The organism is Synechococcus elongatus PCC 11801 (assembly GCF_003846445.2).
GTDB classification, from domain to species: domain Bacteria; phylum Cyanobacteriota; class Cyanobacteriia; order Synechococcales; family Synechococcaceae; genus Synechococcus; species Synechococcus elongatus_A.
Genome location: NZ_CP030139.2, coordinates 337,691 through 362,984, shown reverse-complemented (window position 1 = coordinate 362,984; position 25,294 = coordinate 337,691). Strand labels below are relative to the sequence as shown.

The 25,294-nt window shown below is 58.1% G+C and carries 28 protein-coding genes; 14 read left to right on the top strand and 14 right to left on the bottom strand.

Going from position 1 to position 25,294, the window contains the following annotated elements; genetic code table 11:
* Position 1 precedes the first annotated feature (1 nt).
* Genes DOP62_RS01745 through dapF form a run of 6 tightly spaced genes read right to left on the bottom strand, consistent with a single transcriptional unit; the run spans position 2 to position 4,415 of the window.
* Positions 2-535 (bottom strand): DUF4330 domain-containing protein, encoded by a 534-nt coding sequence (locus DOP62_RS01745; protein ID WP_208673066.1) that lies wholly within the window; start codon positions 533-535, stop codon positions 2-4.
* 44 nt (positions 536-579) lie between these two features.
* Entirely contained in the window at positions 580-1,335 is a 756-nt protein-coding gene (locus tag DOP62_RS01740) for a metallophosphoesterase (protein ID WP_208673069.1), read from the bottom strand.
* A 6-nt stretch (positions 1,336-1,341) separates the two neighbouring features.
* The gene (locus DOP62_RS01735) at positions 1,342-2,088 is read right to left on the bottom strand and encodes a DUF1995 family protein (RefSeq protein ID WP_208673072.1); all 747 of its coding nucleotides are present in this window, start codon (positions 2,086-2,088) and stop codon (positions 1,342-1,344) included.
* A 13-nt stretch (positions 2,089-2,101) separates the two neighbouring features.
* The gene (locus DOP62_RS01730; protein WP_208673075.1) at positions 2,102-3,262 is read right to left on the bottom strand and encodes a cysteine desulfurase family protein; all 1,161 of its coding nucleotides are present in this window, start codon (positions 3,260-3,262) and stop codon (positions 2,102-2,104) included.
* A gap of 52 nt (positions 3,263-3,314) precedes the next feature.
* The gene (locus DOP62_RS01725) at positions 3,315-3,560 is read right to left on the bottom strand and encodes a hypothetical protein (RefSeq protein ID WP_208673076.1); all 246 of its coding nucleotides are present in this window, start codon (positions 3,558-3,560) and stop codon (positions 3,315-3,317) included.
* 12 nt (positions 3,561-3,572) lie between these two features.
* A complete protein-coding gene (gene dapF / locus DOP62_RS01720) occupies positions 3,573-4,415 on the bottom strand; it encodes a diaminopimelate epimerase (protein ID WP_208673077.1) in 843 nt (280 codons plus the stop codon).
* 122 nt (positions 4,416-4,537) lie between these two features.
* Between dapF and DOP62_RS01715 the strand changes: the two genes are divergently transcribed.
* The 5 genes from DOP62_RS01715 (at position 4,538) to DOP62_RS01695 (ending at position 7,653) form a co-directional block, all read left to right on the top strand.
* Positions 4,538-4,750, top strand: a complete 213-nt coding sequence (locus DOP62_RS01715) for an Hfq-related RNA-binding protein (protein ID WP_261789792.1) — start codon at positions 4,538-4,540, stop codon at positions 4,748-4,750.
* A gap of 81 nt (positions 4,751-4,831) precedes the next feature.
* Complete coding sequence (locus DOP62_RS01710; protein WP_208673078.1) at positions 4,832-5,683, top strand: M23 family metallopeptidase; 852 nt, start codon at positions 4,832-4,834, stop codon at positions 5,681-5,683.
* Positions 5,683-6,210 (top strand): late competence development ComFB family protein, encoded by a 528-nt coding sequence (locus DOP62_RS01705; RefSeq protein ID WP_228382998.1) that lies wholly within the window; start codon positions 5,683-5,685, stop codon positions 6,208-6,210. The genes DOP62_RS01710 and DOP62_RS01705 overlap by 1 nt, the downstream gene beginning before the upstream one ends.
* A 203-nt stretch (positions 6,211-6,413) precedes the next feature.
* A complete protein-coding gene (locus tag DOP62_RS01700; protein ID WP_208673082.1) occupies positions 6,414-7,070 on the top strand; it encodes a sigma-70 family RNA polymerase sigma factor in 657 nt (218 codons plus the stop codon).
* An 82-nt stretch (positions 7,071-7,152) separates the two neighbouring features.
* Positions 7,153-7,653, top strand: a complete 501-nt coding sequence (locus DOP62_RS01695) for an anti-sigma factor family protein (RefSeq protein ID WP_208673084.1) — start codon at positions 7,153-7,155, stop codon at positions 7,651-7,653.
* On the opposite strand, the gene DOP62_RS01690 is transcribed toward DOP62_RS01695, so the two are convergent.
* Complete coding sequence (locus DOP62_RS01690; protein ID WP_208673086.1) at positions 7,650-8,108, bottom strand: gamma-glutamylcyclotransferase family protein; 459 nt, start codon at positions 8,106-8,108, stop codon at positions 7,650-7,652. The genes DOP62_RS01695 and DOP62_RS01690 overlap by 4 nt on opposite strands.
* 56 nt (positions 8,109-8,164) lie before the next feature.
* Here DOP62_RS01690 and leuS point away from each other — a divergent pair, with 56 nt between their 5' ends.
* Both leuS and DOP62_RS01680 read left to right on the top strand, forming a co-directional pair.
* Complete coding sequence (leuS, locus tag DOP62_RS01685) at positions 8,165-10,714, top strand: leucine--tRNA ligase (protein ID WP_208673088.1); 2,550 nt, start codon at positions 8,165-8,167, stop codon at positions 10,712-10,714.
* A gap of 269 nt (positions 10,715-10,983) precedes the next feature.
* Positions 10,984-11,736, top strand: coding sequence for a helix-turn-helix domain-containing protein (locus DOP62_RS01680; RefSeq protein ID WP_208673090.1), 753 nt, complete (start codon positions 10,984-10,986; stop codon positions 11,734-11,736).
* On the opposite strand, the gene DOP62_RS01675 is transcribed toward DOP62_RS01680, so the two are convergent.
* Both DOP62_RS01675 and DOP62_RS01670 read right to left on the bottom strand, forming a co-directional pair.
* Complete coding sequence (locus DOP62_RS01675; protein ID WP_208673092.1) at positions 11,722-12,789, bottom strand: glycosyltransferase family 4 protein; 1,068 nt, start codon at positions 12,787-12,789, stop codon at positions 11,722-11,724. The genes DOP62_RS01680 and DOP62_RS01675 overlap by 15 nt on opposite strands.
* 63 nt (positions 12,790-12,852) lie before the next feature.
* Positions 12,853-13,920, bottom strand: coding sequence for a DMT family transporter (locus DOP62_RS01670; protein ID WP_261789793.1), 1,068 nt, complete (start codon positions 13,918-13,920; stop codon positions 12,853-12,855).
* A gap of 114 nt (positions 13,921-14,034) precedes the next feature.
* Between DOP62_RS01670 and sppA the strand changes: the two genes are divergently transcribed.
* On the top strand, positions 14,035-14,847 hold the full coding sequence (gene sppA / locus DOP62_RS01665) for a signal peptide peptidase SppA (protein ID WP_208673095.1): 813 nt from the start codon (positions 14,035-14,037) through the stop codon (positions 14,845-14,847).
* A gap of 56 nt (positions 14,848-14,903) precedes the next feature.
* A complete protein-coding gene (gene aroH, locus DOP62_RS01660) occupies positions 14,904-15,296 on the top strand; it encodes a chorismate mutase (protein ID WP_208673097.1) in 393 nt (130 codons plus the stop codon).
* Here aroH and DOP62_RS01655 read toward each other — a convergent pair.
* From DOP62_RS01655 to DOP62_RS01645, 3 genes are read right to left on the bottom strand one after another with little or no spacing between them, the layout of a single operon-like run.
* Positions 15,293-16,183 carry a tRNA (5-methylaminomethyl-2-thiouridine)(34)-methyltransferase MnmD gene (locus tag DOP62_RS01655; protein WP_208673099.1) on the bottom strand — a complete coding sequence of 297 codons (891 nt, stop codon included), beginning with the start codon at positions 16,181-16,183 and terminating at the stop codon, positions 15,293-15,295. The two genes, aroH and DOP62_RS01655, sit on opposite strands and share 4 nt — an antisense overlap.
* 60 nt (positions 16,184-16,243) lie before the next feature.
* The gene (arsJ, locus tag DOP62_RS01650) at positions 16,244-17,503 is read right to left on the bottom strand and encodes an organoarsenical effux MFS transporter ArsJ (protein ID WP_208673101.1); all 1,260 of its coding nucleotides are present in this window, start codon (positions 17,501-17,503) and stop codon (positions 16,244-16,246) included.
* Positions 17,500-18,501 (bottom strand): ArsJ-associated glyceraldehyde-3-phosphate dehydrogenase, encoded by a 1,002-nt coding sequence (locus DOP62_RS01645; protein ID WP_208673103.1) that lies wholly within the window; start codon positions 18,499-18,501, stop codon positions 17,500-17,502. The genes arsJ and DOP62_RS01645 overlap by 4 nt, the downstream gene beginning before the upstream one ends.
* Positions 18,502-18,588: 87 nt before the next feature.
* Between DOP62_RS01645 and arsB the strand changes: the two genes are divergently transcribed.
* Positions 18,589-19,650, top strand: a complete 1,062-nt coding sequence (arsB, locus tag DOP62_RS01640; RefSeq protein ID WP_208673105.1) for an ACR3 family arsenite efflux transporter — start codon at positions 18,589-18,591, stop codon at positions 19,648-19,650.
* An 86-nt stretch (positions 19,651-19,736) separates the two neighbouring features.
* Positions 19,737-20,477: a peptide-methionine (S)-S-oxide reductase MsrA gene (gene msrA / locus DOP62_RS01635; protein WP_208673107.1), complete on the top strand. Its 741-nt coding sequence runs from the start codon at positions 19,737-19,739 to the stop codon at positions 20,475-20,477.
* A gap of 27 nt (positions 20,478-20,504) precedes the next feature.
* On the opposite strand, the gene DOP62_RS01630 is transcribed toward msrA, so the two are convergent.
* Positions 20,505-21,413: a S66 peptidase family protein gene (locus DOP62_RS01630; RefSeq protein ID WP_208673109.1), complete on the bottom strand. Its 909-nt coding sequence runs from the start codon at positions 21,411-21,413 to the stop codon at positions 20,505-20,507.
* Complete coding sequence (locus tag DOP62_RS01625; protein ID WP_208673112.1) at positions 21,410-22,288, bottom strand: 4-hydroxybenzoate solanesyltransferase; 879 nt, start codon at positions 22,286-22,288, stop codon at positions 21,410-21,412. Before DOP62_RS01625 ends, DOP62_RS01630 begins: the two co-directional genes overlap by 4 nt.
* Before the next feature lie 86 nt (positions 22,289-22,374).
* Between DOP62_RS01625 and DOP62_RS01620 the strand changes: the two genes are divergently transcribed.
* From DOP62_RS01620 to DOP62_RS01610, 3 genes are all read left to right on the top strand, one after another.
* Positions 22,375-24,024, top strand: coding sequence for a Ppx/GppA phosphatase family protein (locus DOP62_RS01620; protein ID WP_208673114.1), 1,650 nt, complete (start codon positions 22,375-22,377; stop codon positions 24,022-24,024).
* Positions 24,025-24,054: 30 nt separating this feature from the next.
* Positions 24,055-24,312, top strand: coding sequence for a chlororespiratory reduction protein 7 (locus tag DOP62_RS01615; RefSeq protein WP_208673116.1), 258 nt, complete (start codon positions 24,055-24,057; stop codon positions 24,310-24,312).
* Positions 24,313-24,414: 102 nt separating this feature from the next.
* On the top strand, positions 24,415-25,281 hold the full coding sequence (locus DOP62_RS01610) for an undecaprenyl-diphosphate phosphatase (RefSeq protein WP_208677012.1): 867 nt from the start codon (positions 24,415-24,417) through the stop codon (positions 25,279-25,281).
* Positions 25,282-25,294: the final 13 nt, after the last annotated feature.

Below are 25,294 nucleotides of genomic sequence, written 5' to 3'. Positions count from 1 at the left end.
CTCAGGGTTGAACCGGACGAATATCAATGACACTGCCGCCAAACCGGTAGTTCTTACCTTCCAGCTCAATCGGGGTGCCCACCTTCAGCTTGACGTTGCCAAAGACATAGCCATCGGGCGTCGGTTGTGCCTGCCCCGCCAAGGTAATGATCGTGTCGCTGGTGTAGGACTGTTCAGGGCGCGGATCGGGCAGGGCCTTGACCCCTCCATCTGGCTGGGGAACGAGAACTGTGCGGGGTAGAGGCTGAATGCTCACCAAGTCGATCTGGCCGTAGGGTTGATTGCGGATGATCAAATTGGTTTTGGCTTCTTTCTCAATCCCAGCAAACAGCGCCGTGGGGTTGCGAGCGGTGAGGCCGCGAATCATCACATCCACTTGTAGGGACTGGCGTTGGCCGCTGACTTGCGCCACCGAAGTCGTCAGGGTTGGCGAGAGAAAAATACCGGCGATCGCAGCCACCAAGATGATTCCAGCACCCAGATCGATCAGGCTTATGCGGCCAAAAAGACGACCTTGGGAATCGAGAATAGCCATGCTGGAACCCTGAAGTGTCGGGCGCTATTTTACCGTGCGGTTGCCTAGGCTCGCGGTTGCCGCAGCAGCGATCGCCGAGTCGCCAGTTGTTGAGGCGTCACGGTTTGAACCCGATCTGACAAGTCGTAGATCTGGGTGGCGTCCCCATGGGCATGGACTTGGAAGACCCGCTGATTGTCCCAATCTAGGGCTGTCAGCCAGCCACTGCTGGGATGATAAACGCCGGTGTCGAGTCCCAACCAACCAGCGCCAGCCGCAAGGTAGCCAGGCTGAATGCCATTCATGGTGCAGGTGATGGTGTGGCCAACGAGGATGGTTTTGTTAGTAAAGAAGGGGCGAGTCTGCATCAGAAAGCGATCGCGGATCCAGCAGAACTCATTGGCATTTTGGCGACTCAAGGGCAGGTCTGGATCGACACCCGCATGGACCAGCCAAATCTCGCCTAAATCCAGATAGAGCGGTAGCTGTTGCAGCCACGGCTGCAGTTCTGCCAAGGCTTCCCAGCTACCAAAGCTGGATAGAGTGGCCTGACCGCCTGCTTGAAACCAATGCAAGCGCAACTCGGGTAACTCGGGAAAGGCCAGTACTTGGGAGAGCAAATGCTCGTGGTTGCCCATGAGGCTGACGTAGCCCTGCGACCGCACCAGCGCGATCACCTTGGCACTGTCGGGGCCGCGATCGATCAAATCGCCCAGACAATAGACCTGATCCTCTGCATCGGGCTCAGCTAGCTCCAGCAGGCGGTAAAGACTGCGGTAATGTCCGTGCACATCGCCAATGATTAGCCGCCGCCCTGCCATGTTTGGTTAGCTCCCAAGGGCTCGGAGAAAACGCTGTAACTCGTTCAGGAGCCCCCCGCGATTTGGCCGACTTGCGGTGGCAGCCGGTGCAGCCACGCCAATAGGGGCATCGACATCGACCGCTGCAAGACCCGCAAAGAGGCGATCGAGATCTTCCCCGTTAGGACGCTGGTCATATTCCTGCAGGAGTTCGTAGTCGTTCTCTGTCTCTTGCCAAACTTGCCACCGCTGCGGATAGGCATGAAAGATGGCAGCTCCTTCCAAGGGCGAGAGATAGTAAGCCGACTGCCACTGGTTCAAGAAGCGTTCCCGCAGTTGACGTGCGGCGTAGCCAATCCCAATCGTGGCTACATCTTCCAAGCGCGGATTCAAGAGAATCACAGGGCGATCGCCAATCTCTTGGCAGAGCTGTTCTAATCGCTGAACTTCGACAGACGAGGGCTCAATGAAGATGAAGAGTTCTTCCTCGGGCTGCACTGCCGCCTTCAGCTCTTCCATACCGCGCACAGCAAATGGCAGCTCGCCCCAATCGCGCCGCGCGAGGGCAGCCGCACCGGGATCGGGGAAGAAGACCCGCAGCTTGGCTTCTCGATCCACAAAAGCCTGCAGAAACTGCCAGGCGATCGGCTGAATTTTGAGCTCCGGGATCGCCAGATCGACCTGAATGCGGGTCAATCCAGCAGCAAGGGCTTGCTGTGCAGCGTCCTTCGCCTGTTCAACGGCAGTTTCAAGATCGGCGGGAAAAGCCAGCATAGAGGCACTCATCTCAGGCTGGAGACAACAACGAGGCTTGGGGCAAACTGTGCAGCGCCGATCGCAGGGCGATCGCAGCCGCTTCGATGTCCGCCATTTGAGTCGAGCGACCCAGGCTGAAACGAATGCCTGCCAAGGCTTCTTGGGGACTATACCCCATGGCTAGTAGAACTGGACTGGGTTGACTGCGGCCACTATTGCAAGCAGAGCCAGCACTGATGCCAAAGCCCAGCCGGTTCATGGCTCGCACCAGTTGTTGACCAGTTCCACTGCCGCCTCCGCGCACCACAACACTGACGTGATGGGGCAAGCGCTGCACTGGATCGCCAGTCAGTTTCAAACGAGACTCTGCGGACAGAAGAGCGATGAGGCGATCTCGCAGCTGTTGTAGACGCAACCTTTCCGACGGCAGTTCTGCTGCGGCAAGCTGGGCTGCTTCGCCAAAGGCCGCGATCGCAGGCACAGGTGGAGTACCCGATCGCAGGCCACCTTCCTGATTGCCGCCCTGCAACAACGGCGGAATCGTCAGGCCAGGTCGAATGTAGAGCGCCCCTACACCTTGCGGCCCATACAACTTATGGCTGGAGAGCGAGAGCAGATCGATCGGCAACCGCTGGACATCGATCAGTAGGCGTCCCGCCACCTGCACCGCGTCCGTGTGGAAGAGAATGCCATGCTCATGGGCGATCGCGGCTAATTCAGCGATCGGCTGCAACGTCCCGACTTCACTTTGACCCCAGATCACCGAGATCAGGCGCGTGTTGGGTCGAATGGCACTCGTGAGGTCGGCTGGATGGATCCGACCATGGCAGTCGACGGGTAAGCGCGTGATCTGCCAGCCGCGCTCCTCTAACCAAGCGGCAGGGCGTGCGATCGCGGAATGCTCAATCGCAGAAATAATCAGGTGTCCCGGTTGTGGATCGGCCAGGTAGGGGCTAAGAATCGCCCAGTTATCCGACTCCGTGCCACCCGATGTAAAGGCAATCGCCTCCGGTTCAGCCTGAATCAGAGACGCGACTTGCTGGCGCGATCGCTCTAGCACCAGGGCCGCCCGATTCCCCCACTGGTGCAGACTGGCTGCGTTTCCCCATTGCTCTTGGGCAACGGCCGTGAAGCGCTCCAACACCTCCGGGCGCATCGGTGTCGTGGCGCTGTAGTCCAGATAGGTTGACATAGCAGTCTGTCCTCACCGCCCTTGATTGACGGAACTGGAGCCAATCAGCAGGTTAGAAACCATCCGGCTGAATGCCATCTTCGGGGAACACCCACTGCGGCCCGCTGCTGCCGCCTGCCAAGCGTTCTAGCTGCCGCCGCCGCACTGCTTCTGCCGCAATGTCCAACATCTGATCAAGGGGAGTCTCGCGGATGAAACGCTCGGCCTCTTGCTGGAACGGCCGACCTGGGCATTGCTCGCCCAAGACGCATCCCTCCACACAGTCCACGGCACAATTAACGCGGGCAGGCTCTGACATCGTTGGTAGCAACTAGGCAGCTAGCTCCATGCTACCGCTGAACACCCGTACTGCCGGGCCAGTCATGAACAGATGGTCATCTTCATGCCACTCGATCTGCAGCGGCCCACCGGGTAGCTCTACCGTCGCTTGGCGATCGCTCCGCCCCGTCAGGACAGCAGCAACCAAAGTCGCGCAAGCGCCCGTGCCACAGGCCAAGGTTGCCCCAGCCCCTCGTTCCCAAACCCGCATCTTCAGGTAGTCGGGGCGCACAACTTCCACAAACTCGGTGTTAGTGCGCTGGGGAAAGACAGGATGGTGCTCAAACAGCGGCCCAATCTCAGCGAGTGGAATAGCCGCAACATCGTCTACGAAGGTGATGCAATGGGGATTGCCCATGCTGACCGTCGTGACTTTCCAAACGCGATCGCCCACTTCCAGCTCAGCTTCAACAACGCGATCGCCGTCACCTGCCAGCGTCGTTGGAATTTCAGCGGGTTTCAGGTAAGCCGGTCCCATATCAACGGTGACGAGTCCTGTCTCCGTCAGCTCCGGCACAATTAGCCCCGCGCCCGTGGCAATGCGGTAGCGCGATTGAGCACCGCCATCTAGTTCGCTCAGGAACTTGGCCAGACAGCGAATGCCATTGCCGCACATTTCTGGCTCCGAGCCGTCGGAGTTGAAAATCCGCATCACGTAGTCGCTGCAGCTAGTGCCGGGCAGGGCGAAAATGACGCCATCTGCTCCGACCCCAAAATTGCGATCGCAGATTTGCACGGCCTGTTCAGGCGTTAGTTTCGGTTCCCCAGACTCACGGTTGTCTACCAATATGAAATCGTTGCCAAGACCGTGATACTTCGCGAACTGCAGAGTCATAACCGCTGGGGACAAAGAAGTTCTTTGATCCTACGGCGATCGCGGGCTTGGATTCGCAGGAATGGCTGCAGAGCCCAGGCAGGGGTGTTAAGCTGCGGTCGCTAGCGCTCCATGCAATTTCTGTGGCCTTGCTCGATACCAGCCTGCCCAGTGTTCGACTTCTGCAGCAGTACATCCGCGAACAGGTGTTGCTAGAAGTCAAACTCAGCAGTGGTGATGTCTGGCAAGCGCGTCTGGCTTGGCAGGATCCTGACTGCCTCTGCCTCAATACCCAACAGGGAGAAACGATCATTCTCTGGCGATCGGCGTTGGTTTTCCTGCGACCGCTGAGCTAGGGGCGATCGCTGCCTTCTATGCCCTCACTGCCCTGAGCTTTCGCTGAATCTTTGCTTGCTCACGCAATCGGGAACCCTCTCATGCTGCGTCCTCTGCTCCCCTCGTTTCTCTCCGTGGTGGCGCTCACGCCCGTGATTGTGCAGCCCACCGATGTGCTGACGGCAACGGTGACGCCGATAGCGCCCCGTCAAGGCGACACCCTGCAGGTCAAAATTCAGTCCTCTGCCGAGACACCGCCCCAAGTTCGGTTTGGCCCTCGCGAGGTCCCAGTCTTTGCGATCGGGGCGGGCCAGTATCGCGCCTTGATTCCCACCACCCCCCTACTCAAGCCGGGCGGCTATCTGCTGACCGTGCAAGGCACCACCCAAGAGCGGCGCATTCCCATCGAAGTGGCACGGCGCAGTTTTCCGGTACAGCGCATTTGGCTACCCCCCGGCAAGTCCAATCTGGGGACTGATTTGGAGTTCGATCGCGTAGCTGAGTTCAAAGCACTGGTGACGCCAGAATTGTTTTGGAACGGTCCTCTACGGCGACCAGCGCCCGGTCGCATTTCAACGGTCTATGGTGTGCGGCGCTACTACAACGGCGTTTTTGCAGAAGACTATTTCCACCGTGGCCTAGACTATGCCGATGCCACGGGGACACCTGTCCGAGCGCCTGCGGCTGGCCGAGTGGCTCTCGTCGGTTATGAGCAGCAAGGCTTTGAGGTGCATGGCAACACGGTCGGTATCGATCATGGTCAGGGCATTGCCAGCATCCTGATTCACCTCAATCGCATCAATGTCCGTGAAGGACAGTTCGTGCAGGCCGGCGAAGTGATCGGAACGGTTGGCAATACCGGAGCTTCAACGGGTCCTCACCTGCACTGGGGCTTCTACGTGCTGGGTGAGTCGGTCGATCCCACTCCATGGCTACAGGGAGGGCTGAACTGATGGCGATCGCTTTAGAGCAATGCGTTGATGAAGCCCTACGGTTGGGTTTCCTAACGCCTGCCCTCGAAGCGGGGGTCAACCGCATCTGTGAGCAGGCAACGGCCTTATCTGAATTGCAGCAGCTGGCTCTACGGCGATTGATCGGGGCGCTGCGCAGCGGTGAAGTGATCGTCATGCCCCGGCAGCAGCTCTTCAACTTGATGGAAGAACTCGTCTTTTCGGAGGCGATCGCCCAGGTCAGTGCCTTTGAGTTGCGAGAAGACGTCACCCTCGATTTGCCCGCGATCGTGGTGCATGCGCTGAACCGTCTACCGCCGCTCTACGCCAGCAGTCTCGAGCAGGCCCAATCGGTGCGCCAGTTGGGGTTAGAGCAGTATCAAACCCTGATTGCTGCGCGGGTCAGTGAGGCGATCTCCCTTGGTTTTGGGCTGCGATCGTCTGCCTCCAGCAGCCGTGACAACCTTGAACGCCAACCGCTCTTGCTCCAAGTTGCACCGCTGTTGCAAATGTTGGCCCCCGACGATTGATAACTGGTCATCTTGTCGATCGTGATGAGGCGATCGACCGATGAGCTAAGCCCAGCGATCGCGCTGGATCGGTTAGGGGACTGCCCAAGGACTGGCTCTGGCTCATCGCTCAACCCCTTGGTGACATGGCACGATGACCCCATAGCAGGGAACCTTTGCCAGGCTGAGCCGTCTGAAGCTGCAAATAACAGACGTCTGCGTCCATGACTGCATCTGTTCCCTGTGCTTGGTCTAATTCCGAGGCGACAGGTTCTCGCTTGCCCCGCTCTGTTGATCAGCTTCCGCTCGATGAACTGGTGCTGCGCTGCCAAAAGCAGCCCGGCGATCGCTTGGCGTTTACGGAATTGGTGCGGCGCTATCAGAACCATGTGGAACGTTTGATCTACCATCTCGCTCCTGACTGGGAAGATCGTGCCGATCTCGTGCAAGAAGTTTGGATTCGCGTCTATCGCAATCTCAAAAACTTGCAGGAGCCGCGCAGTTTTAAGGGCTGGCTCAGTCGCATCGTCACCAACCTGTTCTACGACGAACTGCGGCGGCGCAAACGGCGGCAGCCCGCCCTCTCGCTGGATGCACCCCGCCAAATTGGCAACGATCAGATGGATTGGGAACTACCGACCGACCAGGCAGGGCCCAGTGAAGAGCTGGAGAAACAGGAGTTCTACGGGGAACTACGTCGGGCGATCGCTGGTCTGCCAGAAAGTTTCCGCACCACGATTGTGCTGCGGGAAATTGAAGGGCTGGCCTACGAGGAGATTGCGGCGGCGACTGGTGTCTCCCTCGGGACCGTCAAATCGCGGATTGCCCGCGCCCGCCAGCGGCTGCAAGACCAGCTCAGCGGTTATCTAAAACTCTTCTAAGAAGCCCTAAACTTCTCAGTCGTCCTGTCTAGGATGGAATTGAGGCCAAAAGCTGTGAACGCAAACCCAGAGGTTGACGCCCGTGTCTGAGCAACGATCCTTTGAACGGACCTCAGAACAGTGTTTTGAACTGTTGAGTGCTTATCTCGACAATGCGGTCACCGCTGCTGAGCGTCAACAGGTTGAACAGTGGCTAGCAGAAGATCCCGACGCACAAGCAACTTATGCTCAACTGCGACACATCCAGAGGGCTTGGTTGCAGCAGCAATCGACGGTGATCAGTAGCGATCGTAGTGCTGAAGCGATCGCGGCAGCCGTCTTTGCCGACCCACGGGTTCGCCGTCGGCGTTGGCGTCGCTGGCTAATTCCCACCGGCTTGGTGGCCATGGTGGCAGTTGCAGTGGGCAATCCTTTCCTACCTGAAGTCAGCGTTCGCACAGCAACCAATCGTGAACCAGCCAACGCTTCTTACCCCAGTAGTGAGCCGCTGCTGCTCGCGCTGGATGAACCTGTGATCGATCTGCCCCGTCCGCCGCTCAAGGCTGTCAAACCGGCAACCTTTATGCCAGCGAGTCGTCGCTAATGCTCGACCCTTGGTCCCCAGAGTTCTGCTTGCACAGCAGCCGTCCAGTGGCCTGACGGGACTTCAATGCCTCGCTGACGAGTGACCGCAGCGATTGCCATGCGATACAACCAGGCCTCTTCTAACGGCTGTCCCATTTGGTCGTAGATCGTTTCCCAGCAACGCTCATATAGGTTGAGACTGCGATCGCGATCGGGAACATAGCCTTCTAAATCATCGAGCCGAGGCAGTAGCGCAGCAGATCGAAAGCGCAACAAAACGCCACTGACCCAGTCTTTACCCTCCGTGAGCGCAGGATAGCCTGCTGGCAACGCATAGAGCTGGCCTCGTACCTGCGCTGGCGTGGCTGATTCTACCCACGGTGCCAAGTTGAGGACTTGATAATAGTGTTCGCCCGGCTGCAGCGTGCCATAGACGAAGACGGCCAGCGGGGTCTGGGGGGACTGGGAAGGCATTATGCGAAAATGCGAAACGGTGCCAAGTCACGCTTGCAGAATACCAAGGAGTTCCGGTGGACAGCCGCTACGATCCCCAGGCAATTGAAACTAAGTGGCAACAGTCCTGGGCCGCTGCGCAGCTCGATCGCACTCCCGAAGCGGACGATCGCCCCAAATTTTATGCCTTGTCGATGTTCCCCTACCCTTCAGGGAATCTGCACATGGGCCACGTGCGCAACTACACCATTACTGATGCGATCGCGCGGGTCAAGCGTCGTCAAGGCTTCCGAGTGCTGCACCCGATGGGTTGGGATGCCTTTGGCTTGCCTGCGGAAAATGCGGCGATCGATCGCGGGGTTCAACCAGCGGATTGGACCTATCAAAACGTTGCGCAGATGCGCGAACAATTAAAGCAGCTGGGGCTGTCCTACGACTGGGATCGCGAAGTCACCACCTGCTCACCGGATTACTACCGCTGGACGCAGTGGCTGTTCCTACAGTTCTTTGAAGCGGGGCTGGCCTACCAAAAAGAAGCCACGGTCAACTGGGATCCAATCGACCAGACCGTCTTGGCGAATGAGCAGGTTGATAGTGAAGGACGATCGTGGCGATCGGGTGCCAAAGTTGAGCGCCGTCAGCTCAAGCAATGGTTCCTCAAAATCACGGACTACGCCGAAGAACTGCTGCAGGATCTCAACCAACTGACCGGTTGGCCAGAGCGCGTGCGCTTGATGCAGGCTAACTGGATCGGTAAATCCACCGGCGCTTATCTGGAATTTCCGATCGTGGGTTCCAGCGATCGCGTCAAAGTCTTTACAACCCGTCCAGACACAGTCTACGGCGTCAGCTACGTGGTGCTTGCACCGGAGCATCCGCTCGTGGCACAGGTGACGACAACCGAGCAACAGGTGGCCGTTGAAGCCTTTGCAGCGGAAGTCAGCCAGACCAGCGAAATGGATCGGACGGCAGAGGATCGTCCGAAACGTGGCGTTCCGACCGGCGGCTTCGTCACCAATCCGTTTACCGGCCAGCAGGTGCCGATCTGGATTGCTGACTACGTCTTGGTGGAATACGGTACTGGCGCGGTGATGGGGGTTCCGGCTCACGACAGTCGTGACTTTGCTTTTGCCCAGCAGTACGGCTTGCCAGTGCAGCCGGTGATTCAGCCGACAGAAGGCGCGATCGCAGAACCCTGGACGGCGGCCTTCACAGAAACGGGCGTGATCGTTAACTCCGGCCAGTTTGACGGTCTGCCTTCAACTGAAGCGAAAGCCAAGATCATCGCTTTTGCCGAGGAACAAGGCTGGGGACAAGCCCATGTGCAATATCGGCTGCGCGATTGGCTGATCTCCCGTCAGCGCTACTGGGGCTGCCCGATTCCGATCGTTCATTGTCCTGATTGTGGCCTTGTGGCCGCAGCGGATCTGCCAGTACAACTGCCAGATTCCGTGCAATTCAGCGGTCGCGGTCCTTCGCCACTAGCTCAACTGGAAGATTGGGTGACGACAACTTGCCCAAGCTGTGGCAAACCAGCACGACGTGAAACCGACACGATGGACACCTTCATGTGTTCGTCTTGGTATTACCTGCGCTACAGCGACGCCACCAATCCTGAAATTGCCTTCACCAAGGACAAGGTCAACGACTGGCTGCCGGTGGATCAGTATGTTGGCGGTATTGAGCATGCGATTCTGCACCTGCTCTACTCCCGCTTCTTCACCAAAGTGCTGCGCGATCGCGGTCTGCTCAGCTTTGATGAGCCGTTTAAGCGGCTGTTGACTCAGGGCATGGTGCAGGGGCTGACCTACAAAAATCCGAAGACGGGTAAGTATGTGCCCAGCGATCGCATCAGCGATCCCAGCCAGCCCCTCGACCCCGACACCGGCGATCGCCTTGAGGTCTTCTTCGAGAAGATGTCGAAGTCGAAGTACAACGGCGTTGATCCGGCGCGAGTGCTCGATCGCTACGGTGCGGATACCGCACGGATGTTCATCCTCTTCAAAGCGCCGCCCGAGAAGGATCTGGAGTGGGATGACGCCGACGTTGAAGGTCAATTCCGCTTCCTGAATCGGGTCTGGCGGCTGGTGCAAACCGCGAGTCAAATCGAGGTAACCGCTACCGCAGATGCAAAAGCCGAGAAGGATCTGCGCCGCGCCGTGCATACCGCCATCCAAGCCGTCACTGAGGATTTGGAAGAGGACTATCAGCTCAACACGGCGATCGCCGAGCTGATGAAGCTGACCAATGCGCTTAACGATGCGCCTACTGCTGGTAGCCCAGCCTATCTAGAAGGCGTGCGGACGTTGGTGCTACTGCTAGCGCCCTTTGCCCCTCACATTGCCGAAGAACTCTGGCAGCAATTGGGTGGAACGCGATCGGTGCACCTTGAGCCTTGGCCCGAGTTGGATGAATCGGCATTGGTCGTCGATGAAATTCCTTTGGTGATTCAAGTTATGGGGAAAACCCGAGGCACGATTATGGTGCCGGCCGCTGCCGATCGCGATCAGCTGCAACAGTTAGCAGAACAATCCGAGGTGGGTCAACGCTGGTTAACTGGTCAGACAATTCGCAAAGTTATTGTGGTTCCAGGCAAGCTCGTCAACTTTGTCATTGCTCCAGCCTGAATTATCACTAAAGAGACAACTATGAATCCTGCAGTCCTTAATCAGATGACTACCTGTGATGTTTCTAAAACACGATCGCCTGTCGAGAATTAAGATGCCTTGTTCCTGTTAAACCCGTAACATTTTTCAGGGCTGGAAGATGAGCAAAGCAGTCTTTATGGATAAAAGATTGAGTCAATATCCTGCACATTTTGAGGTCAAAATACTGTCCAAATTGCCTAGAGAGAATTATTATTGAACGGTTGTAAACTCTACGTGGCCGGTTGTTGATGCCTTCGAGCAACTTCGAGATTGATAGCCAGCAGCGAGCTTTACGTCTCGCTCGCCTCGTTCAACAAATCCGCGCTAACTTGGCTGGCCGATCCCTGCGTCCTTTCGCAGACATGTTGCCCGCTCCTGAGAATCTCTCGAAGCGCAAGCTATCACGATTATTAGGGGTTTCTCCGACCCTGATCAACAAATACGAATCTGGAGAAATTGATCCCTGGGAAATTCGCTGGGGGTTGATGCGACGATTAGCGCGGCTTGCCGAGCTCTCGCTAGAACAATTGGATGCCACTCTGAGCGGCGATGAGACCTATGCTCAGCAGCCCGGACAAGAGCCGCGATCGCTCCCTCCCCATGAACTAATTGCATCGATTCGAACCGCGATCGATCGTCTCGAAATCAGCCTGGAACAGACCCAAAGTACTGGCGATCGGGAATATTTAGTGCCTTGGTTCGGTCGTTATCTGCGGACACTCTTGGCCGATCAAGCTCGAGAATCGCGGAAAACCCTCAGTGATCTGACGGAGTCGCTCATTGCGGCGCTGCCCAGTGCTGACCCAGAACGCGATGCTTTGCTGCGCAAGGTCCTCGAAGGCCAAGCAGAATTGACCGATCGCCAGATTGAAGCAGAGTGTGTGGGCTTGGCTGCCGCGTTAAGCGCCGTCATTGAGGTACCGGTCACCGCTGGACAGTTACTGGCCCTGCTGCCAGACAGTGGACAGCGATCGCAACTCGAGGCTTCAGCCAGTCGCTAGAGGCAGAAGCCACGCTTCCAAGCGCCGTCCCATCGCCGCCAGCGAGAATTCAGCTTCAGCTCGTTCTCGACAACGCTGGCGATCAATTGCTGACAGTTGCCCGATCGCATCGACTAAAGACTCGATCCGATCGGGCTCGACTAACCAGCCACTCTTACCTTGCTCAATAATTTCCAATGGGCCGCCGCGGGCATAGGCAATGACCGGTACGCCACAGGCAAGAGCTTCGATAGCGACATTTCCAAAGGCTTCGACCCACTTGGGCGTCATCAGGAGCCCTTGGCAGCGCCCCAAGCCTTGCTGAAGTTCGGCTGTGCTGACAAAGCCTTGATAGCTGACGGCGCGATCGCCAAAGCGTTGTTGCAAGGTTTGCCAATAATCTGGTTCGGTCAGCGCGCCCCACACGCGCAGAGGCAAGCCTGCTTGCTGAGCAGCTTGAATTGCATCCTCCAACCCTTTTTCCGGAGCCAGCCGCCCCACCCAGCCCAAGACTGGCTCGGGCTCGGGGTTGAAGTTGTAGGTGCTGAGATCAAGGGCATTGCCGATGCAGAGGCAGCGATCGCCGAAGGGAAAGGTCGCAGCTTGCGCCTGGCTGTGGACAGCGATGCTGCCAGGAACCCGATCCAGCATGGTGGCGATCGCCTGATCCATCACTTCTGAAAGCGATCCCATGCTGACGAGGTGGGCGACCGGCGTTGTCAAAAATGGCGTCAGGTAAAACGGCAGCCAGTCGTAGGCAAAGTTGAGGATCAAATCGAACTGAGCCTGTTGCTGGCGAACCCACTCCCACATCTGTGCCAGCACACTCTCGGCGGGAATCTCAGCGGGAGTGGCCCGTCCATGACTTTGGGCGGTGCTTTGCCAAGTTCCCGGTACCGTTTCCAGCGGTAAATCAGGCAGTACCGATCCGGCAGGTGCAAGGACAGTGACCTGATGTCCCTGTTGAATCAGGGCCTTCGCCAAATTGGGTAGGGTCAGCTCAACGCCTCCCCCCCGACCGGAGCCCAGTGGGCCAACGGGCGTCGAGACAAATAGGAAACGGCGGGCAGTCATAAAACCTCCTCCCAGAGAGGCTGATAGAACCGCGATCGCGGTTGGGGAAAGATTTCGAGGTTGCTATTGGGACGAGCGATCGGGTCCTTCAACCAGTGCCGGATCTGCTGCCGGAGGCTGCAAGCGGGTTTTCAGCCATTGGGCTGTCAGCCAGTCGCGCTGGCTAATCAGCAGGATGCTGATCAAGCTGAGGACAACGCCAACCCACTGGATCATGCCCAACTGTTCGCCCAAAAAGAGGTTGCCAAACAGGAGGGCAAAGACAGGCGTGAGAAACGTCAGCGCACTCAGACTCGTCAAACTACCGCTGGCCGCGAAGTAGAAGAAGAGGCCGTAGGCGATCGCACTGCCAAAGACGGTCGCGTAGCTCAAAGCTAGCCAATCATTCAGACCGAGCTGTTGCCACTGCTGGCTTTCGAGGCTCCAGCTGCCAAAGGCGAGGGGAATGGATCCGACCACCATGTGCCAGCCGGTAGCTGCGATTGGGTCAGCCCAACGCGAGACGTAGCGACTGAGAATTGTGCCTACGGCCATGGATGCGGCGGCAAGCAGCATCAGCCAGCGACCATTGTTGAATAGTGCCCTCAGCCAGTTTTGGTCGGTAGGCCAGAGATCCGCGATCGCTGGTGTGGCCGCATGAAGTGGTAAATGTAGCCATTGCAGCAGGCGATCGCTCACCGCCAAGAGCCAAGCTTCCGGTAGCCCCAACAGGCTGATGCCAAGAATGCCGATCGCCAGCCCGAGCCAGCCCCAAAGTCCGATCCGTTCTCCAAACAGCCAAAAAGCCAGCAACGCCACAATCAGTGGCTGCGAGTCAATCATGACGGAACCAATACCGGCTCCGGTTCTCGCTAATCCTTCCGCCAAAAAGCCTTGGAAAAGGGTGCCATCCACCACGGCAAACAGACTGATCCAAGCCCAAGCCCGCCAGCCCTGAGGATGAGGGCGACCGAGCCAAACGGCGGCGAGAAGAACTAGCAGTCCAGCTGGTAGCAAGCGAACAGTCGCGAGAAACAGTGGGGTGGTGTGATCGGTGGTGCCTTTCATGGCCACCATGGCTGTTCCCCAGAGGAAAAAGGGCGCCAGCAAAAGCGGAGTCTTGGCGAGCGCAGGCGGCCCAGCAGCAGGCATAGCGATGGCGGAAAGGTCGGCGCTCATTCTAACAAGGCTGCGATCGCCGCTTTTGGCTTCAGCTCTAACGGGGATTTCCTACAATCAGAGAACTTCAACATTCTCGGATTCCCTATGGTTTGGCCCTTCCCGCGCCGTGCCCGCAAACAAATTGCTCGCATCGAAGTGTCGGGGGCGATCGCCGGGGGAACCCGTCAACGGCTATTGCGATCGCTAAAGACTGTGGCCGAACGAGGCTATCCCGCACTGCTGCTGCGGATTGATAGCCCGGGCGGGACTGTGGGCGACTCTCAAGAAATCTATGAAGCCCTGAAGCGGCTGCGCAGCCAGCATCAAACTAAAGTCATCGCCAGCTTTGGCAATATCTCGGCGTCAGGCGGTGTCTACATTGGCATGGGAGCCGACAAAATCGTCAGCAACCCCGGTACGATCACGGGCAGCATTGGCGTGATTCTGCGCGGTAATAACATTGAACGCCTGCTGGAACGGGTTGGTGTCTCCTTCAAGGTGATCAAATCCGGTCCCTATAAGGACATCCTTTCCTTCGATCGCGAGCTGACTGAGAACGAAAAGGACATCCTGCAAACCCTGATCGACACCAGCTATCAGCAATTTGTCCAAACGGTCGCCGAGGCGCGGCAATTGAGCGTTGACACCGTGAAAAGCTTTGCCGATGGACGAATTTTCACGGGAGAGCAAGCGCTGAGCTTAGGGTTAGTCGATCGCCTGGGGACTGAAGAAGATGCCCGGAGTTGGGCGGCTGAACTGGTGGGGCTGGATCCTGAGAAAGCAACCCTCGCGCCAATCGAAGAACCCAAGCCCCTCACTCGTCGACTGCTGCCCTTGGGACAGGTCGGTGCCGGCCTTGATTGGCTGGAGTTTGAGCTGACGGCTGCTGGTCAACCACTCTGGCTCTACCGTCCTTGAGGTCTGGCCTGAATCACGGGATACTCTGGAGGGATGATTGCCCAGGAGGATAGGCCGTGTCGTGGCGGGTCAAAGCGATTCGAGGTGCAACGACCGTTCGTGAAAACACGGCGGAAGCAATGCGTGAAGCCGTCAGTGAACTACTGGATGAGCTCGAGCGCCGCAATCCTCTCAACCCGGACGATATTGTTAGCCTGACTTTCTCGGTCACCCGTGACCTTGATGCCATGTTTCCAGCGGCGGTCGCGCGCCAGCGCCCCGGTTGGCAGAACGTGCCGCTGCTGGACGTTCAGCAAATGTATGTGCAGGGCAGCTTAGAGCGCTGCATCCGTCTGCTCCTGCATTTCAACTGCCCCGCAGATCAGCCACCGATCGAGCATCCCTACCTGCGGGGCGCTCAAGTCCTCCGACCTGATTGGGTACTGACCGAGTCTGTAAACCACCGCTAGGGATCGGCCTGCAAGCCCCAGCGTCGACGCCAAGCACTGGTGGACTCCAGCTCACTCTGCTGCTGCTCGCGATCGCGTCGTTGGCGAATGACTTCGGCGGTATCCTGCAACGTCGGATCGCGATAAGGCACGGCAGCGCGGCAGTGTAAGTGCTCCTGCTCAGCTTGAGACAGGGAAGGGAGCGGTTCCCAAGCGGCGATCGTGCCCAAGGACCAACGATGGGCAAAGGCCGAAGCGGGTGCCGGCAGGTTGGTGATCTGCAAGCCAGCTAGCTGTAGAGCAGTGCGGACAGCGGCAGCACGACAGTAGGTGACCAGTCGTCCCTGGGGTGCTAAGCAGCGAGCCACGAGCTGTAAAAACTCCACCGTCCAGAGCTGGGGACAGCGCTTGGGCGAGAAGGGATCGAGAAAAATAGCGTCAGCTTGAAAGTTCTGGGCGATCGCCTCTTGGATTGTCTGGCGGGCATCGCCCCAGAGCAGTTGCCCCTGAAAGCGATCGCTCTGGTGGTTACCGGTCTGGGCCAGATCCCGCAGCATCTGTTGCACCGGCGGTGACCATTCCTGAATCAAATTGCTACTGACCACAGCCTGCGGCACAGTGGGATCCAGTTCTAAGCCCAGCCATTGCAAGTGCCCCTCACCGGCTGCCAGAACCGATTCCAACGCTGCAGCGGTGTTGTAGCCGAGGCCATAGCAGACATCTAAAATCCGCAGGGGCGATCGCTGGGCTGCCCAAGTGCCGATTTGCAACTGCTGCACATACTTTTGCTCAGCTTCCTGACGGGCTCCCTCGCGGCTGTGAAAGGTCTCCTGAAACGTCTCGGAGTAAAACGTGTAGGAGCCATCGTCTGTGGGAACGGGCGTCCAAGTTGGGGGAGCAGCGGACATGATCAGCGCAGCGCAATTTCCTCAGGCTGCCATGTTGGCGGCTGCCTCACAAGTCAGTGCTCAGCTCGTTGCGGTTGCTGAGGGCGTGGTTGGTAAAGCGGGCAAGGCAAGGGCGATCGCGGCGGCCAGCGCCACCATCAAGGCGGATCCCCAAAGGCATCCTGTCAGCCCTAGCAGTTGGAAGATCAGTCCTGACAGGACAGTACCCGCCAGTCGCCCCGCTGAATTCGCCATGTAGTAGAAGCCAACATCTAAGGCGACCTGATCATCGGCGCTGTAAGCCAAAACCAAGTAGGAATGCACGGCGGAATTAACGGCAAACAGCAGGCCAAACAAGGCTAGCCCCACAATCACCACTGGCCCTGCCGCCCAACCCGCTTGCAGTGCGATCGCCATCCCAGCAGGTGCGATCGCTAGGCCACTGCCCCAGCGTTGTACAGTCTGCGGACTGGGGGGACGACCTGTTTCCAGCCAGCGCAATAAAGGCGGCGCGATCGTTTGAATTAAGCCATAGCCAATCACCCACAACGCCAGAAAGGCGCCCGTCTGCGTGAAACTCCAGCCCAATCCCAAGGGTGGCGCGGTGCGGAGGAAGACCGGTAAGGCAACGACGAACCAAATATCCCGTGCGCCAAACAGGAAAAAGCGAGCTGCGGAGAGGATATTGATGCCCTGAGATTTGGAAAAAAGCTGCTTGAACTTTGGCTTGCGCTTCAGTTGGCCAAGGTTGGCGGGCACCCCGATGCTGCTAATCAAAACCAGGCTGAGACCGACAGCGAGAGCCTGTAATGCCCCTTGGTAGCCCAAACTGGCTAGCAACAGACTGCCGACAAAAAAGCCCACGCCTTTCAGAGCATTCTTAGAGCCGGTGAGCACGGCCACCCATTTGAACAGGCGTCCTTCGGCCTGACGCGGCACCACCAAGCGAATCGCACTCTTGGCGCTCATCTTGGTCAGATCTTTGGCGATGCCGGAGAGCGCTTGCGCGGCCATCACCCAAGCGATCGCGCCCCACATTGGCCAGTTGCGATTGAGGCTGGATAGCAGCAACAGCGCCGCAATTTGCAAAGCAACGCCGCCGTAGAGCGTCAGCTTGAGGCCAAAGCGAGCCCCAATCCAGCCACCCAAAAAATTGGTGACGATGCCGAAGATTTCGTAGAGCAGAAAAAGGCTCGCGATCGCCAGCGGACTGTAGCCAATCTGGTTGAAGTAGAGCAGGACGAGCAGTCGCAGCGCCCCATCGGTAATCGTGAAGCCCCAATAGGCCAGTGTCACCAAGGCGTAGCGGCGCAGGGCGATCGCCTCAGAGGAAGCACTCATGCCAACGCCCTCGCAACTTTCCGTGCCAGTTCCGTCAAGCGGTTGCTATAGCCCCATTCGTTGTCGTACCAAGCCAGAACCTTGACCTGCGTACCGTTGATCACGCGTGTGGAAAGGGCATCCACGATCGCTGATCGCGCATCACCGCGATAATCCACCGAAACTAGCGGTCGCTCTTCGTAGCCCAAGATTCCTTGCAGTGAACCGCTGGCAGCTGCTTGAAACAGACCATTAACCTCCTCAACAGACGTCTCATGCTCTAGTTCAAACACCGCATCAGTCAGTGAGGCATTGAGCAGCGGCACCCGCACTGCCAAACCGTCGAGTTTGCCCTGCAGCTCTGGAAAAATTAGCCCGATCGCAGTGGCTGATCCAGTCGAAGTCGGAATCAGCGACTGCCCCGCTGCCCGCGATCGCCGTAGGTCTTTGTGATAGGAATCAACGATTGACTGCGTCGCCGTTTGGTCATGAATGGTCGTCACCAAACCATGGCGAATCCCGATCGCCTCCTGCAAGACTTTGACAACGGGTGCCAGACAGTTGGTCGTACAGGAAGCAGCGGTTAGCAGCCGGTGCTGGCTAGGGTCGTAGCGATTGTCGTTGACCCCCATGACGATATTCAGCGCCTCTTTTACGGGCGCAGAAACAATCACGGTTTGAACGCCCGCCTGAAAATGTGGCTCCAGCTTCTCTGCCGTCCGAAATTGGCCGCTGCACTCCAAAACCAGCTCAACGCCCTGCGCTGCCCAATCGATCGCGGCTGGATTGGTGGCGCGACTGTAGTGTAGCGATCGCCCCTCAATCGTCAGGCTGTCTGCCGTCGCCGTGATCTCGCGCGACCAGCGCCCTTGACTGGAGTCAAACTCTAATAAATGCGCTGCAGCGGCAGCCTCACCGTAGGGTTCATTGATCTGGACAACCTCCAGTTCTGTCCAATCCCACGCGGCTCGCAGAGCCAGTCGGCCGATCCGCCCAAATCCATTGATGCCAACGCGCATGGCGTCATTCCTTGACAGTTGCACTACTCATCAAATTATCTTGATAAGCAGCGCCAGCCTGTTTTCTGCAACACAAGCCCCACTCCTATGACTGCTTCCTGCGATCGCGCCCCCCGCTTGGGTTTCTTTGAACGCTGGCTCAGTCTCTGGGTAGCGATCGCGATCGGGTTGGGTCTACTGCTGGGTCAGCAATTTCCGGCTTTCTTTGCCGGTTTAAGCCGTTGGGAAATTGCTCAGATCAACCTGCCGATCGCGGTGCTGATCTGGTGCATGATTCTGCCGATGCTGGTTGATGTTGATTTAGGGGCTGCTAAGCAACTCGGTCGTCAGCCCAAGGGGTTTATCGTCACGCTGGCAGTCAACTGGGCAATCAAGCCATTCACGATGGCGCTGCTCGGCTGGCTGTTCCTCGGTTGGTTCTTTCGGGACTGGATTGAACCCCAGCTTGCGGAGTCGGCGATCGCCGGTCTGATCCTCTTGGGGGCTGCGCCTTGCACTGCCATGGTTTTCGTCTGGAGCCGTCTGACGCAGGGCGATCCGACCTTCACGCTCATTCAAGTGGCGGTCAATGACTTGGTGACAGTCGTTGCCTATGCCCCGATCACTGCGCTGTTGCTAGGACTCGCTGCGATCACCGTACCTTGGCCAACCCTCTTGGGCTCCGTGCTGCTCTACGTGGCGGTGCCCTTGCTCGTCGGACAAAGCTTGCGCAACCGCTTGTTGAAACGGGGAGCGGCTGCAATCAGTCAGTTCGATCGCGCCTGTAAGCCATTCTCAACCCTCGGACTATTGCTGACGGTGCTGCTACTCTTTGGCTTTCAAGCATCGGCTTTTTTGGCGCAGCCCCAGACGATCGCTCTCATTGCCGTGCCGATTTTGCTGCAAAGTCTGCTGATTTTTGCGATCGCCTACGCCTGGGCTTGGCGCTGGAAGCTACCCCACAGTCAGGCTGCCCCCGCTGCTTTGATCGGGACTTCGAACTTCTTTGAGCTGGCAGTTGCTGTGGCAATCAGTCTGTTTGGCCTGCAGTCCGGCGCGGCGATCGCCACGGTAGTCGGTGTTTTGGTGGAAGTGCCGATGATGCTGGTGCTGGTCGCGATCGCTAATCGCAGTCGATCTTGGTTTGGACCGAGCGAGACGGTCGCCTGAAGCCCTCGGTTGCGCTGCGATCGTTGCGACCCTAGGCAAGGGGAGAGAAATGGCAGAGTGGAGAAGCACATTCCTGCGATCGCACCATGTTTGGACTGTTTGGCAAGAAACCCGGCCTCCCTACTCCTGAACAGGCCTTACCGGGTCGTGCGCAAGCGATGCTGGTGCCGGCAAAACACTTTGTGCTGGGGACTCCGCTTGATGGCCCCTTTCCAGTCGGGATTCAACTCGCCCTCTTTGGTAACGGCTGCTTCTGGGGAACCGAAAAACAGTTTTGGCAGTTGCCCGGCGTCTACTCGACAGCGGTTGGCTATGCTGGCGGCCTGACCCCCAACCCGAACTATCGTGAAGTCTGCAGCGGACTGACAGGCCATAACGAAGTCGTGCGCGTTGCCTACGATCCCGATCGCATTAGCTACGCGGACCTGCTCAAAGCCTTTTGGGAGAGCCACGACCCCACCCAAGGGATGGGTCAAGGACCCGATCGCGGTACGCAATACCGCTCTGGCATCTATTGCTACACGCCCGAGCAAAAGCAGATTGCGCTGGCTTCTCAAGCAGCCTACCAAGCGGTCTTAAAAGCCAAGGGCTACGGCGCCATCACTACTGAAATCATTGATGCGCCGACCTTCTACTTCGCGGAGGAGTACCACCAGCAGTACCTCGATAAACCGGGCAGCCGTCCCTACTGTGGCGCTCAACCCACTGGCGCTGACCTGCCCCATCCCGAACAGTGGAATTTGCCTGCTGAACTCAAGTCGCAACTGACGGTTCACCCTGAGGTTTGGTCGAAAAACTTCGCCGAATGCCCTGTAGTGCCCCACTAACGCGATCGCTGTCAGTTGTAGCTTCTCTTACTCCTGACTGGCAGCGGGCCAATCAATCTGGAGGCGATCGCCTTGAATCTGGGCGATCGCCCAGACCGGCAAGGCAGCATTTTCGCCATCATGCCCGAAGGGCAAGTCCGCGAGCACTGGGATCCCAAGGTCACTGAGGCGATCGCGCAGAACCGCTTCGACACTAAAACTGGGGCGATCGGAGGGCGGATCGCACTGACTGAAGCGCCCGACCGCAATCCCAGCCAGATGCTGGAGTTGACCGCTTAAGCGCCACTGGGTCAACAAGCGATCAAGCCGATAGGGTTGCTCCGAAACATCCTCGATCGCCAGAATGGCACCGCGCAGGTCGGGCAGCCAAGGCGTTCCCAGCAGATGGGTCGCCACTGTTAGGTTGGCGGGGTAGATGGGGCCTTCTGCTGTTCCGGGCACCCAGACGCTACCGGCGAGGGGTTCTAGTGGTTTGCCTTGCAGACAATCCCAAAGGCGCTGCAGCGATCGCGGGGGTTCCGCTGCTAGGGTCGTCAAAACGGGAGCATGAACCGCTCCCCGTTGCTGGCGCGTCAGCGTCCACAACAGCGTGGTGATATCCGAAAAGCCAATCAACCATTTCGGTTCTGGTGGAGTTGGCCAGTCGTCCCATCCTTCGAGAAGTCGAGCAGCACCCCAGCCACCCCGAATGCAGACCAAGCCGCGATAGTGCGGATCGAGCCAACCTGCTTTCAAGTCCGCGAGGCGATCGCGATCGCTGCCGGCTAAATATCCCTGTTGCTCCTGCCAGTGCGGCGCGAGGTCAATCTGAAAGCCCGCCTGCCGCCAAAGCTCAAGCGCTGCTTGCAGAGCGTCAAGTTCACGCAGGCAACCACTAGGCGCGATCGCCAGCAGGCGATCGCCCGGTTGAAGAGGCTCTGGCCAGACGCTCGTCACAGTAGCCCAACCCCTAACCAAAAGCCTGTCAGTACCAACAGACCAATCGAGACGTTCTCCGCAAAAATCTGGCTATAGACTGAGCGCGGCAGCGGCTCTCGCAAGCGCCAGCTTTGATAGACCCACAAGCCTGTCGCCCCGCCCCAGGTCAACCAAAAGAGCGGATGGAGGTTGAGTAAAACCCCCGTCCAAGCCAGGAAGAGGCTAGTCAAGAGGTAGCAAGCCGCGATCGCCTGTGGGGCTAAGTCACCAAAGAAGCGGGCGCTGGACTGGATGCCCACTTGAATGTCGTCTTCGCGATCGGCGAGGGCATAAACCGTATCAAAGCCCAAGGTCCAAAACAGTGTCGCTGCCCAGAGTGCCGCTGTTGCTGGCTGCAGTTCCCCTTGGACGGCTGCCCAGCTGATCAGCACACTGAATCCCCAAGCGATCGCCAGCACCAGTTGCGGGACTGGAAAGACGCGTTTCGCACCAGGATAGAGCACAATCACAGGCACAGCCGCCACGCAGAGCCAGTAGCCAAGGGGAGTGAGGAATTGGGACAGTCCCCAAGCAGCGACTAGCGATACGATCGCCGCGATCGCGCCCACCCGTGTTGAGAGACGACGAGAAGCCAACGGGCGTTGTTTGGTGCGCTCAACCCGCGGATCGAGGTTGCGATCCCAAAGATCATTGATCACGCAACCGGCGGCACTGGCAGCCAATCCGCCACTCACGATCACCAACAGCAAGCCAAAATCAGGCCGCCCAGCGGAAGCCAGTACCACTGCCCAGAGTGCAGGAATCAAGAGAATCAAGCGCCCTGCTGGCTTGTCCCAGCGCAGTAGGCGAATGACTGCTAACCAAGTCGATTCACGGGAGGCAGAGGAACTCATAGCACCGTCAAGAACGGCTTTATTATCCCACTGCCAGTGAGTCCCCCGCTGCATGGCAGACTAGGCCTAGCTTGGAACCCGCGCCCATGAGCACCGAGATTGTGCCCCACACCCAGCCGTCCCTGCCGAGCGAGCTAGGGTCGGAACCGATTTTGGCGGCGATTGATGTGGGCACGAACTCCATTCACATGGTGGTGGTGCGGATTCGGCCCGATCTGCCCGCCTTCGACATCATTGGCACCGAGAAGGCCACAGTTCGCTTGGGCGATCGCGATCCGGCGACGGGGGAATTGACTGAAGCTGCGATGGAGCGCGCATTGCAAGCCCTGCAACGGTGCCAGGCGATCGCGGCGGCTCGGGGAGCCACCCAAATCGTGGCTGTGGCCACCAGTGCGGTGCGGGAAGCCCCCAATGGTCGCCAATTTCTCGATCGCGTCATCCATGAAGTCGGGCTGGAAGTTGATTTAATCTCTGGCCCCGAGGAAGCACGGCGCATTTACCTTGGGGTGCTGTCGGGCATGGATTTCCAGCAACGACACCACGCCATTATCGACATTGGCGGCGGTTCCACCGAGCTAATTCTGGGTGCAGGGCAAGAACCCCTCTGTCTGACCAGTACCAAAGTCGGTGCAGTCCGGCTGACTCAGGAGTTCATTCACACCGACCCGATTAGCCCCAGTGAATACACTGTGCTGCAGGCTTATGTGCGGGGCATGGTCGAGCGGGCGGTCGATGAAGTCAAAGCGGCCCTACCCCCCAGCACGCCCCTGCGCCTAATTGGGACCTCGGGTACGATTCAAGCCCTGGCAGCCCTGCATGCCCATCAAAGTCAGGGGGGCTTGCCCACGACATTTAATGGCTACAGCTTGGCCCTGAGTGATCTGCAACAACTGGTTCAGCAGTTGCGACGGATGCCGTTTGCCGAGCGTCAAACCCTGCCGGAGCTCTCAGAACGACGGGCCGAGATCATTGTGGCTGGGGCGATCGTGCTGCAGGAAACGATGCAGATGTTGGGCTGCGATCAGATCACGATCTGCGAGCGGGCGCTGCGCGAAGGGTTGATTGTCGATTGGATGCTCAGTCATGGGCTGATCGAAGATAAATTGCGCTATCAGGGATCGGTGCGGCAGCGCAGTGTCTACAATCAAGCGCGCAAGTTTCGGGTGGATGTCAGTCACGGCGAGCAGGTTGCCCGGTTAGCCCTCAGTCTCTTCGATCAGCTGCAGGGATACCTGCACCAATGGGGCGAAGGCGAACGACAGCTGCTCTGGGCCGCTGCAATTCTCCACAACTGCGGCCATCACATCGACCACTCCTCGCACCACAAGCATTCCTATTACTTGATTCGCCACGGCGGACTGCTGGGCTACAACGAGACAGAAATTGAGTTGATCGCCAATCTGGCACGCTATCACCGCAAGAGTCTGCCCAAGAAAAAACACGAGAACTTCCGCACCTTACCTACCAAAGAACAGCGCCGCCTCGTGGAACAGCTCAGCGCTATTCTGCGGGCGGCAGTTGCCCTCGATCGCCGACAAGTAGGAGCGATCGCCAGCCTCCACTGTCGTTATCTCGCACCCCAACGACAGCTGCTGCTTCAACTCCATCCCGCTCGGTCTGGTGAGGACTGTGCCCTAGAACTCTGGAGTTTTGACTACAACCGTCATGCGCTGGAGGCCGCTTTTGCCATCAATGTTGCAGCGGAACTCGTTCCCCAGCCGCTCAGCACCGTTTAGGCGTTGACGAATCTCTTCTAGGAGTTTGCTATGGCCAATGCTCTGCTCTATCGCGAAGACGCCTATGTCCTGCTGGAACCCAATCAGCCAGAACGGTTTGTGACGCCAGAGGAAATGCTGGCCTATCTAGAAGCCCTGATCGATCGCTATCCCGACAATTTGCCGATGGGTACGGCGGAGCGCGGCGATCGCAAAGCCCAAGCGCAGGACCTGCTCAACACTGCCTGCGAGTTTGAGACAGAGCCTGGACTGGTGGTGCAGTGGTACGTGGTGCGGCTCGAAAAGTAGCCAGCCGCTCGATTGCCGCGATCGCCACAACGAAAGAGCAACAATCAGTCACAATGCTGAAGTTGTCTCACGCCCGTGATCCGCGGACAGGAAGCGCTCTCCATGCTCATTGCTGTCAGTAGCGCCGATCGCCTCGACCTTTGGCAGGCCATTGTTTTGGGGTTTGTCCAAGGTGCCACTGAATTTTTGCCAATCAGCAGCACAGCTCACCTCAAAGTTGTGCCAGTGGTCTTGGGCTGGGGCGATCCTGGTGTGGCGTTTACTGCGGTGATTCAGCTCGGCAGCATTGTGGCAGTCCTGTCCTACTTCCGTCAGGACTTGACCTACGTTCTGCGGGGGCTGGTCAGCGCCGTCCGGCAAAAGGATTTTCGCAGTGAATCGGCCCAGATGGGCTTGGGCATCCTCTTTGGCACCATTCCAATTCTGATCGGCGGCCTGCTGATCAAGCGCTTCATTCCCGATTACGACAATTCCCCTCTGCGTAGTTTGGGCGCGATCGCGGTGGTCTCCATCGTGATGGGGCTCTTGCTAGGTGCCTCTGAGCAACTGAGCAAACATCAGCGCGATCTCAGTCAACTGCGCCTTGCAGATGGCCTGTGGATGGGCTTGGCCCAAGCCTTGGCCTTGGTGCCTGGTGTCTCGCGATCGGGCTCAACCCTGACTGCAGGTTTATTCCGAGGCTTGAAACGCGATACCGCTGCCCGCTTCTCCTTCCTGCTGGGAATTCCGGCGATCACGATCGCAGGCTTAGTCGAACTCAAGGACTTACTCGAGGCAGGATTGGACGGATCCTCCTTGGGTGTTCTCGCAATCGGTACGCTGTCTTCGCTGATCTTCTCTTGGTTGGCGATCGCTTGGTTGCTGCGTTTTCTGCGCACCCACAACACTTGGAGCTTCGTCATCTATCGGATTATCTTTGGCGGTCTGATTCTGACGGCGATCGCCACGGGAACTTTGCAGAATATTTAATGGAAGGGTGTGC

Coding starts and splice junctions, on each gene's coding strand:
- DOP62_RS01610 (WP_208677012.1), top strand. CDS start 24,415: ATGCTCATTGCTGTCAGTAGCGCCGATCGCCTCGACCTTTGGCAGGCC.
- DOP62_RS01745 (WP_208673066.1), bottom strand. CDS start 535: ATGGCTATTCTCGATTCCCAAGGTCGTCTTTTTGGCCGCATAAGCCTG.
- DOP62_RS01655 (WP_208673099.1), bottom strand. CDS start 16,183: ATGTCCGCTGCTCCCCCAACTTGGACGCCCGTTCCCACAGACGATGGC.
- DOP62_RS01710 (WP_208673078.1), top strand. CDS start 4,832: ATGCTGCGTCCTCTGCTCCCCTCGTTTCTCTCCGTGGTGGCGCTCACG.
- msrA (WP_208673107.1), top strand. CDS start 19,737: ATGTTTGGACTGTTTGGCAAGAAACCCGGCCTCCCTACTCCTGAACAG.
- DOP62_RS01620 (WP_208673114.1), top strand. CDS start 22,375: ATGAGCACCGAGATTGTGCCCCACACCCAGCCGTCCCTGCCGAGCGAG.
- DOP62_RS01735 (WP_208673072.1), bottom strand. CDS start 2,088: ATGCTGGCTTTTCCCGCCGATCTTGAAACTGCCGTTGAACAGGCGAAG.
- DOP62_RS01690 (WP_208673086.1), bottom strand. CDS start 8,108: ATGCCTTCCCAGTCCCCCCAGACCCCGCTGGCCGTCTTCGTCTATGGC.
- DOP62_RS01625 (WP_208673112.1), bottom strand. CDS start 22,288: ATGAGTTCCTCTGCCTCCCGTGAATCGACTTGGTTAGCAGTCATTCGC.
- DOP62_RS01670 (WP_261789793.1), bottom strand. CDS start 13,920: ATGCCTGCTGCTGGGCCGCCTGCGCTCGCCAAGACTCCGCTTTTGCTG.
- DOP62_RS01680 (WP_208673090.1), top strand. CDS start 10,984: ATGCCTTCGAGCAACTTCGAGATTGATAGCCAGCAGCGAGCTTTACGT.
- arsB (WP_208673105.1), top strand. CDS start 18,589: ATGACTGCTTCCTGCGATCGCGCCCCCCGCTTGGGTTTCTTTGAACGC.
- DOP62_RS01615 (WP_208673116.1), top strand. CDS start 24,055: ATGGCCAATGCTCTGCTCTATCGCGAAGACGCCTATGTCCTGCTGGAA.
- DOP62_RS01700 (WP_208673082.1), top strand. CDS start 6,414: ATGACTGCATCTGTTCCCTGTGCTTGGTCTAATTCCGAGGCGACAGGT.
- DOP62_RS01675 (WP_208673092.1), bottom strand. CDS start 12,789: ATGACTGCCCGCCGTTTCCTATTTGTCTCGACGCCCGTTGGCCCACTG.
- DOP62_RS01705 (WP_228382998.1), top strand. CDS start 5,683: ATGGCGATCGCTTTAGAGCAATGCGTTGATGAAGCCCTACGGTTGGGT.
- DOP62_RS01725 (WP_208673076.1), bottom strand. CDS start 3,560: ATGTCAGAGCCTGCCCGCGTTAATTGTGCCGTGGACTGTGTGGAGGGA.
- sppA (WP_208673095.1), top strand. CDS start 14,035: ATGGTTTGGCCCTTCCCGCGCCGTGCCCGCAAACAAATTGCTCGCATC.
- DOP62_RS01730 (WP_208673075.1), bottom strand. CDS start 3,262: ATGTCAACCTATCTGGACTACAGCGCCACGACACCGATGCGCCCGGAG.
- arsJ (WP_208673101.1), bottom strand. CDS start 17,503: ATGAGTGCTTCCTCTGAGGCGATCGCCCTGCGCCGCTACGCCTTGGTG.
- dapF (WP_208673077.1), bottom strand. CDS start 4,415: ATGACTCTGCAGTTCGCGAAGTATCACGGTCTTGGCAACGATTTCATA.
- DOP62_RS01645 (WP_208673103.1), bottom strand. CDS start 18,501: ATGCGCGTTGGCATCAATGGATTTGGGCGGATCGGCCGACTGGCTCTG.
- DOP62_RS01740 (WP_208673069.1), bottom strand. CDS start 1,335: ATGGCAGGGCGGCGGCTAATCATTGGCGATGTGCACGGACATTACCGC.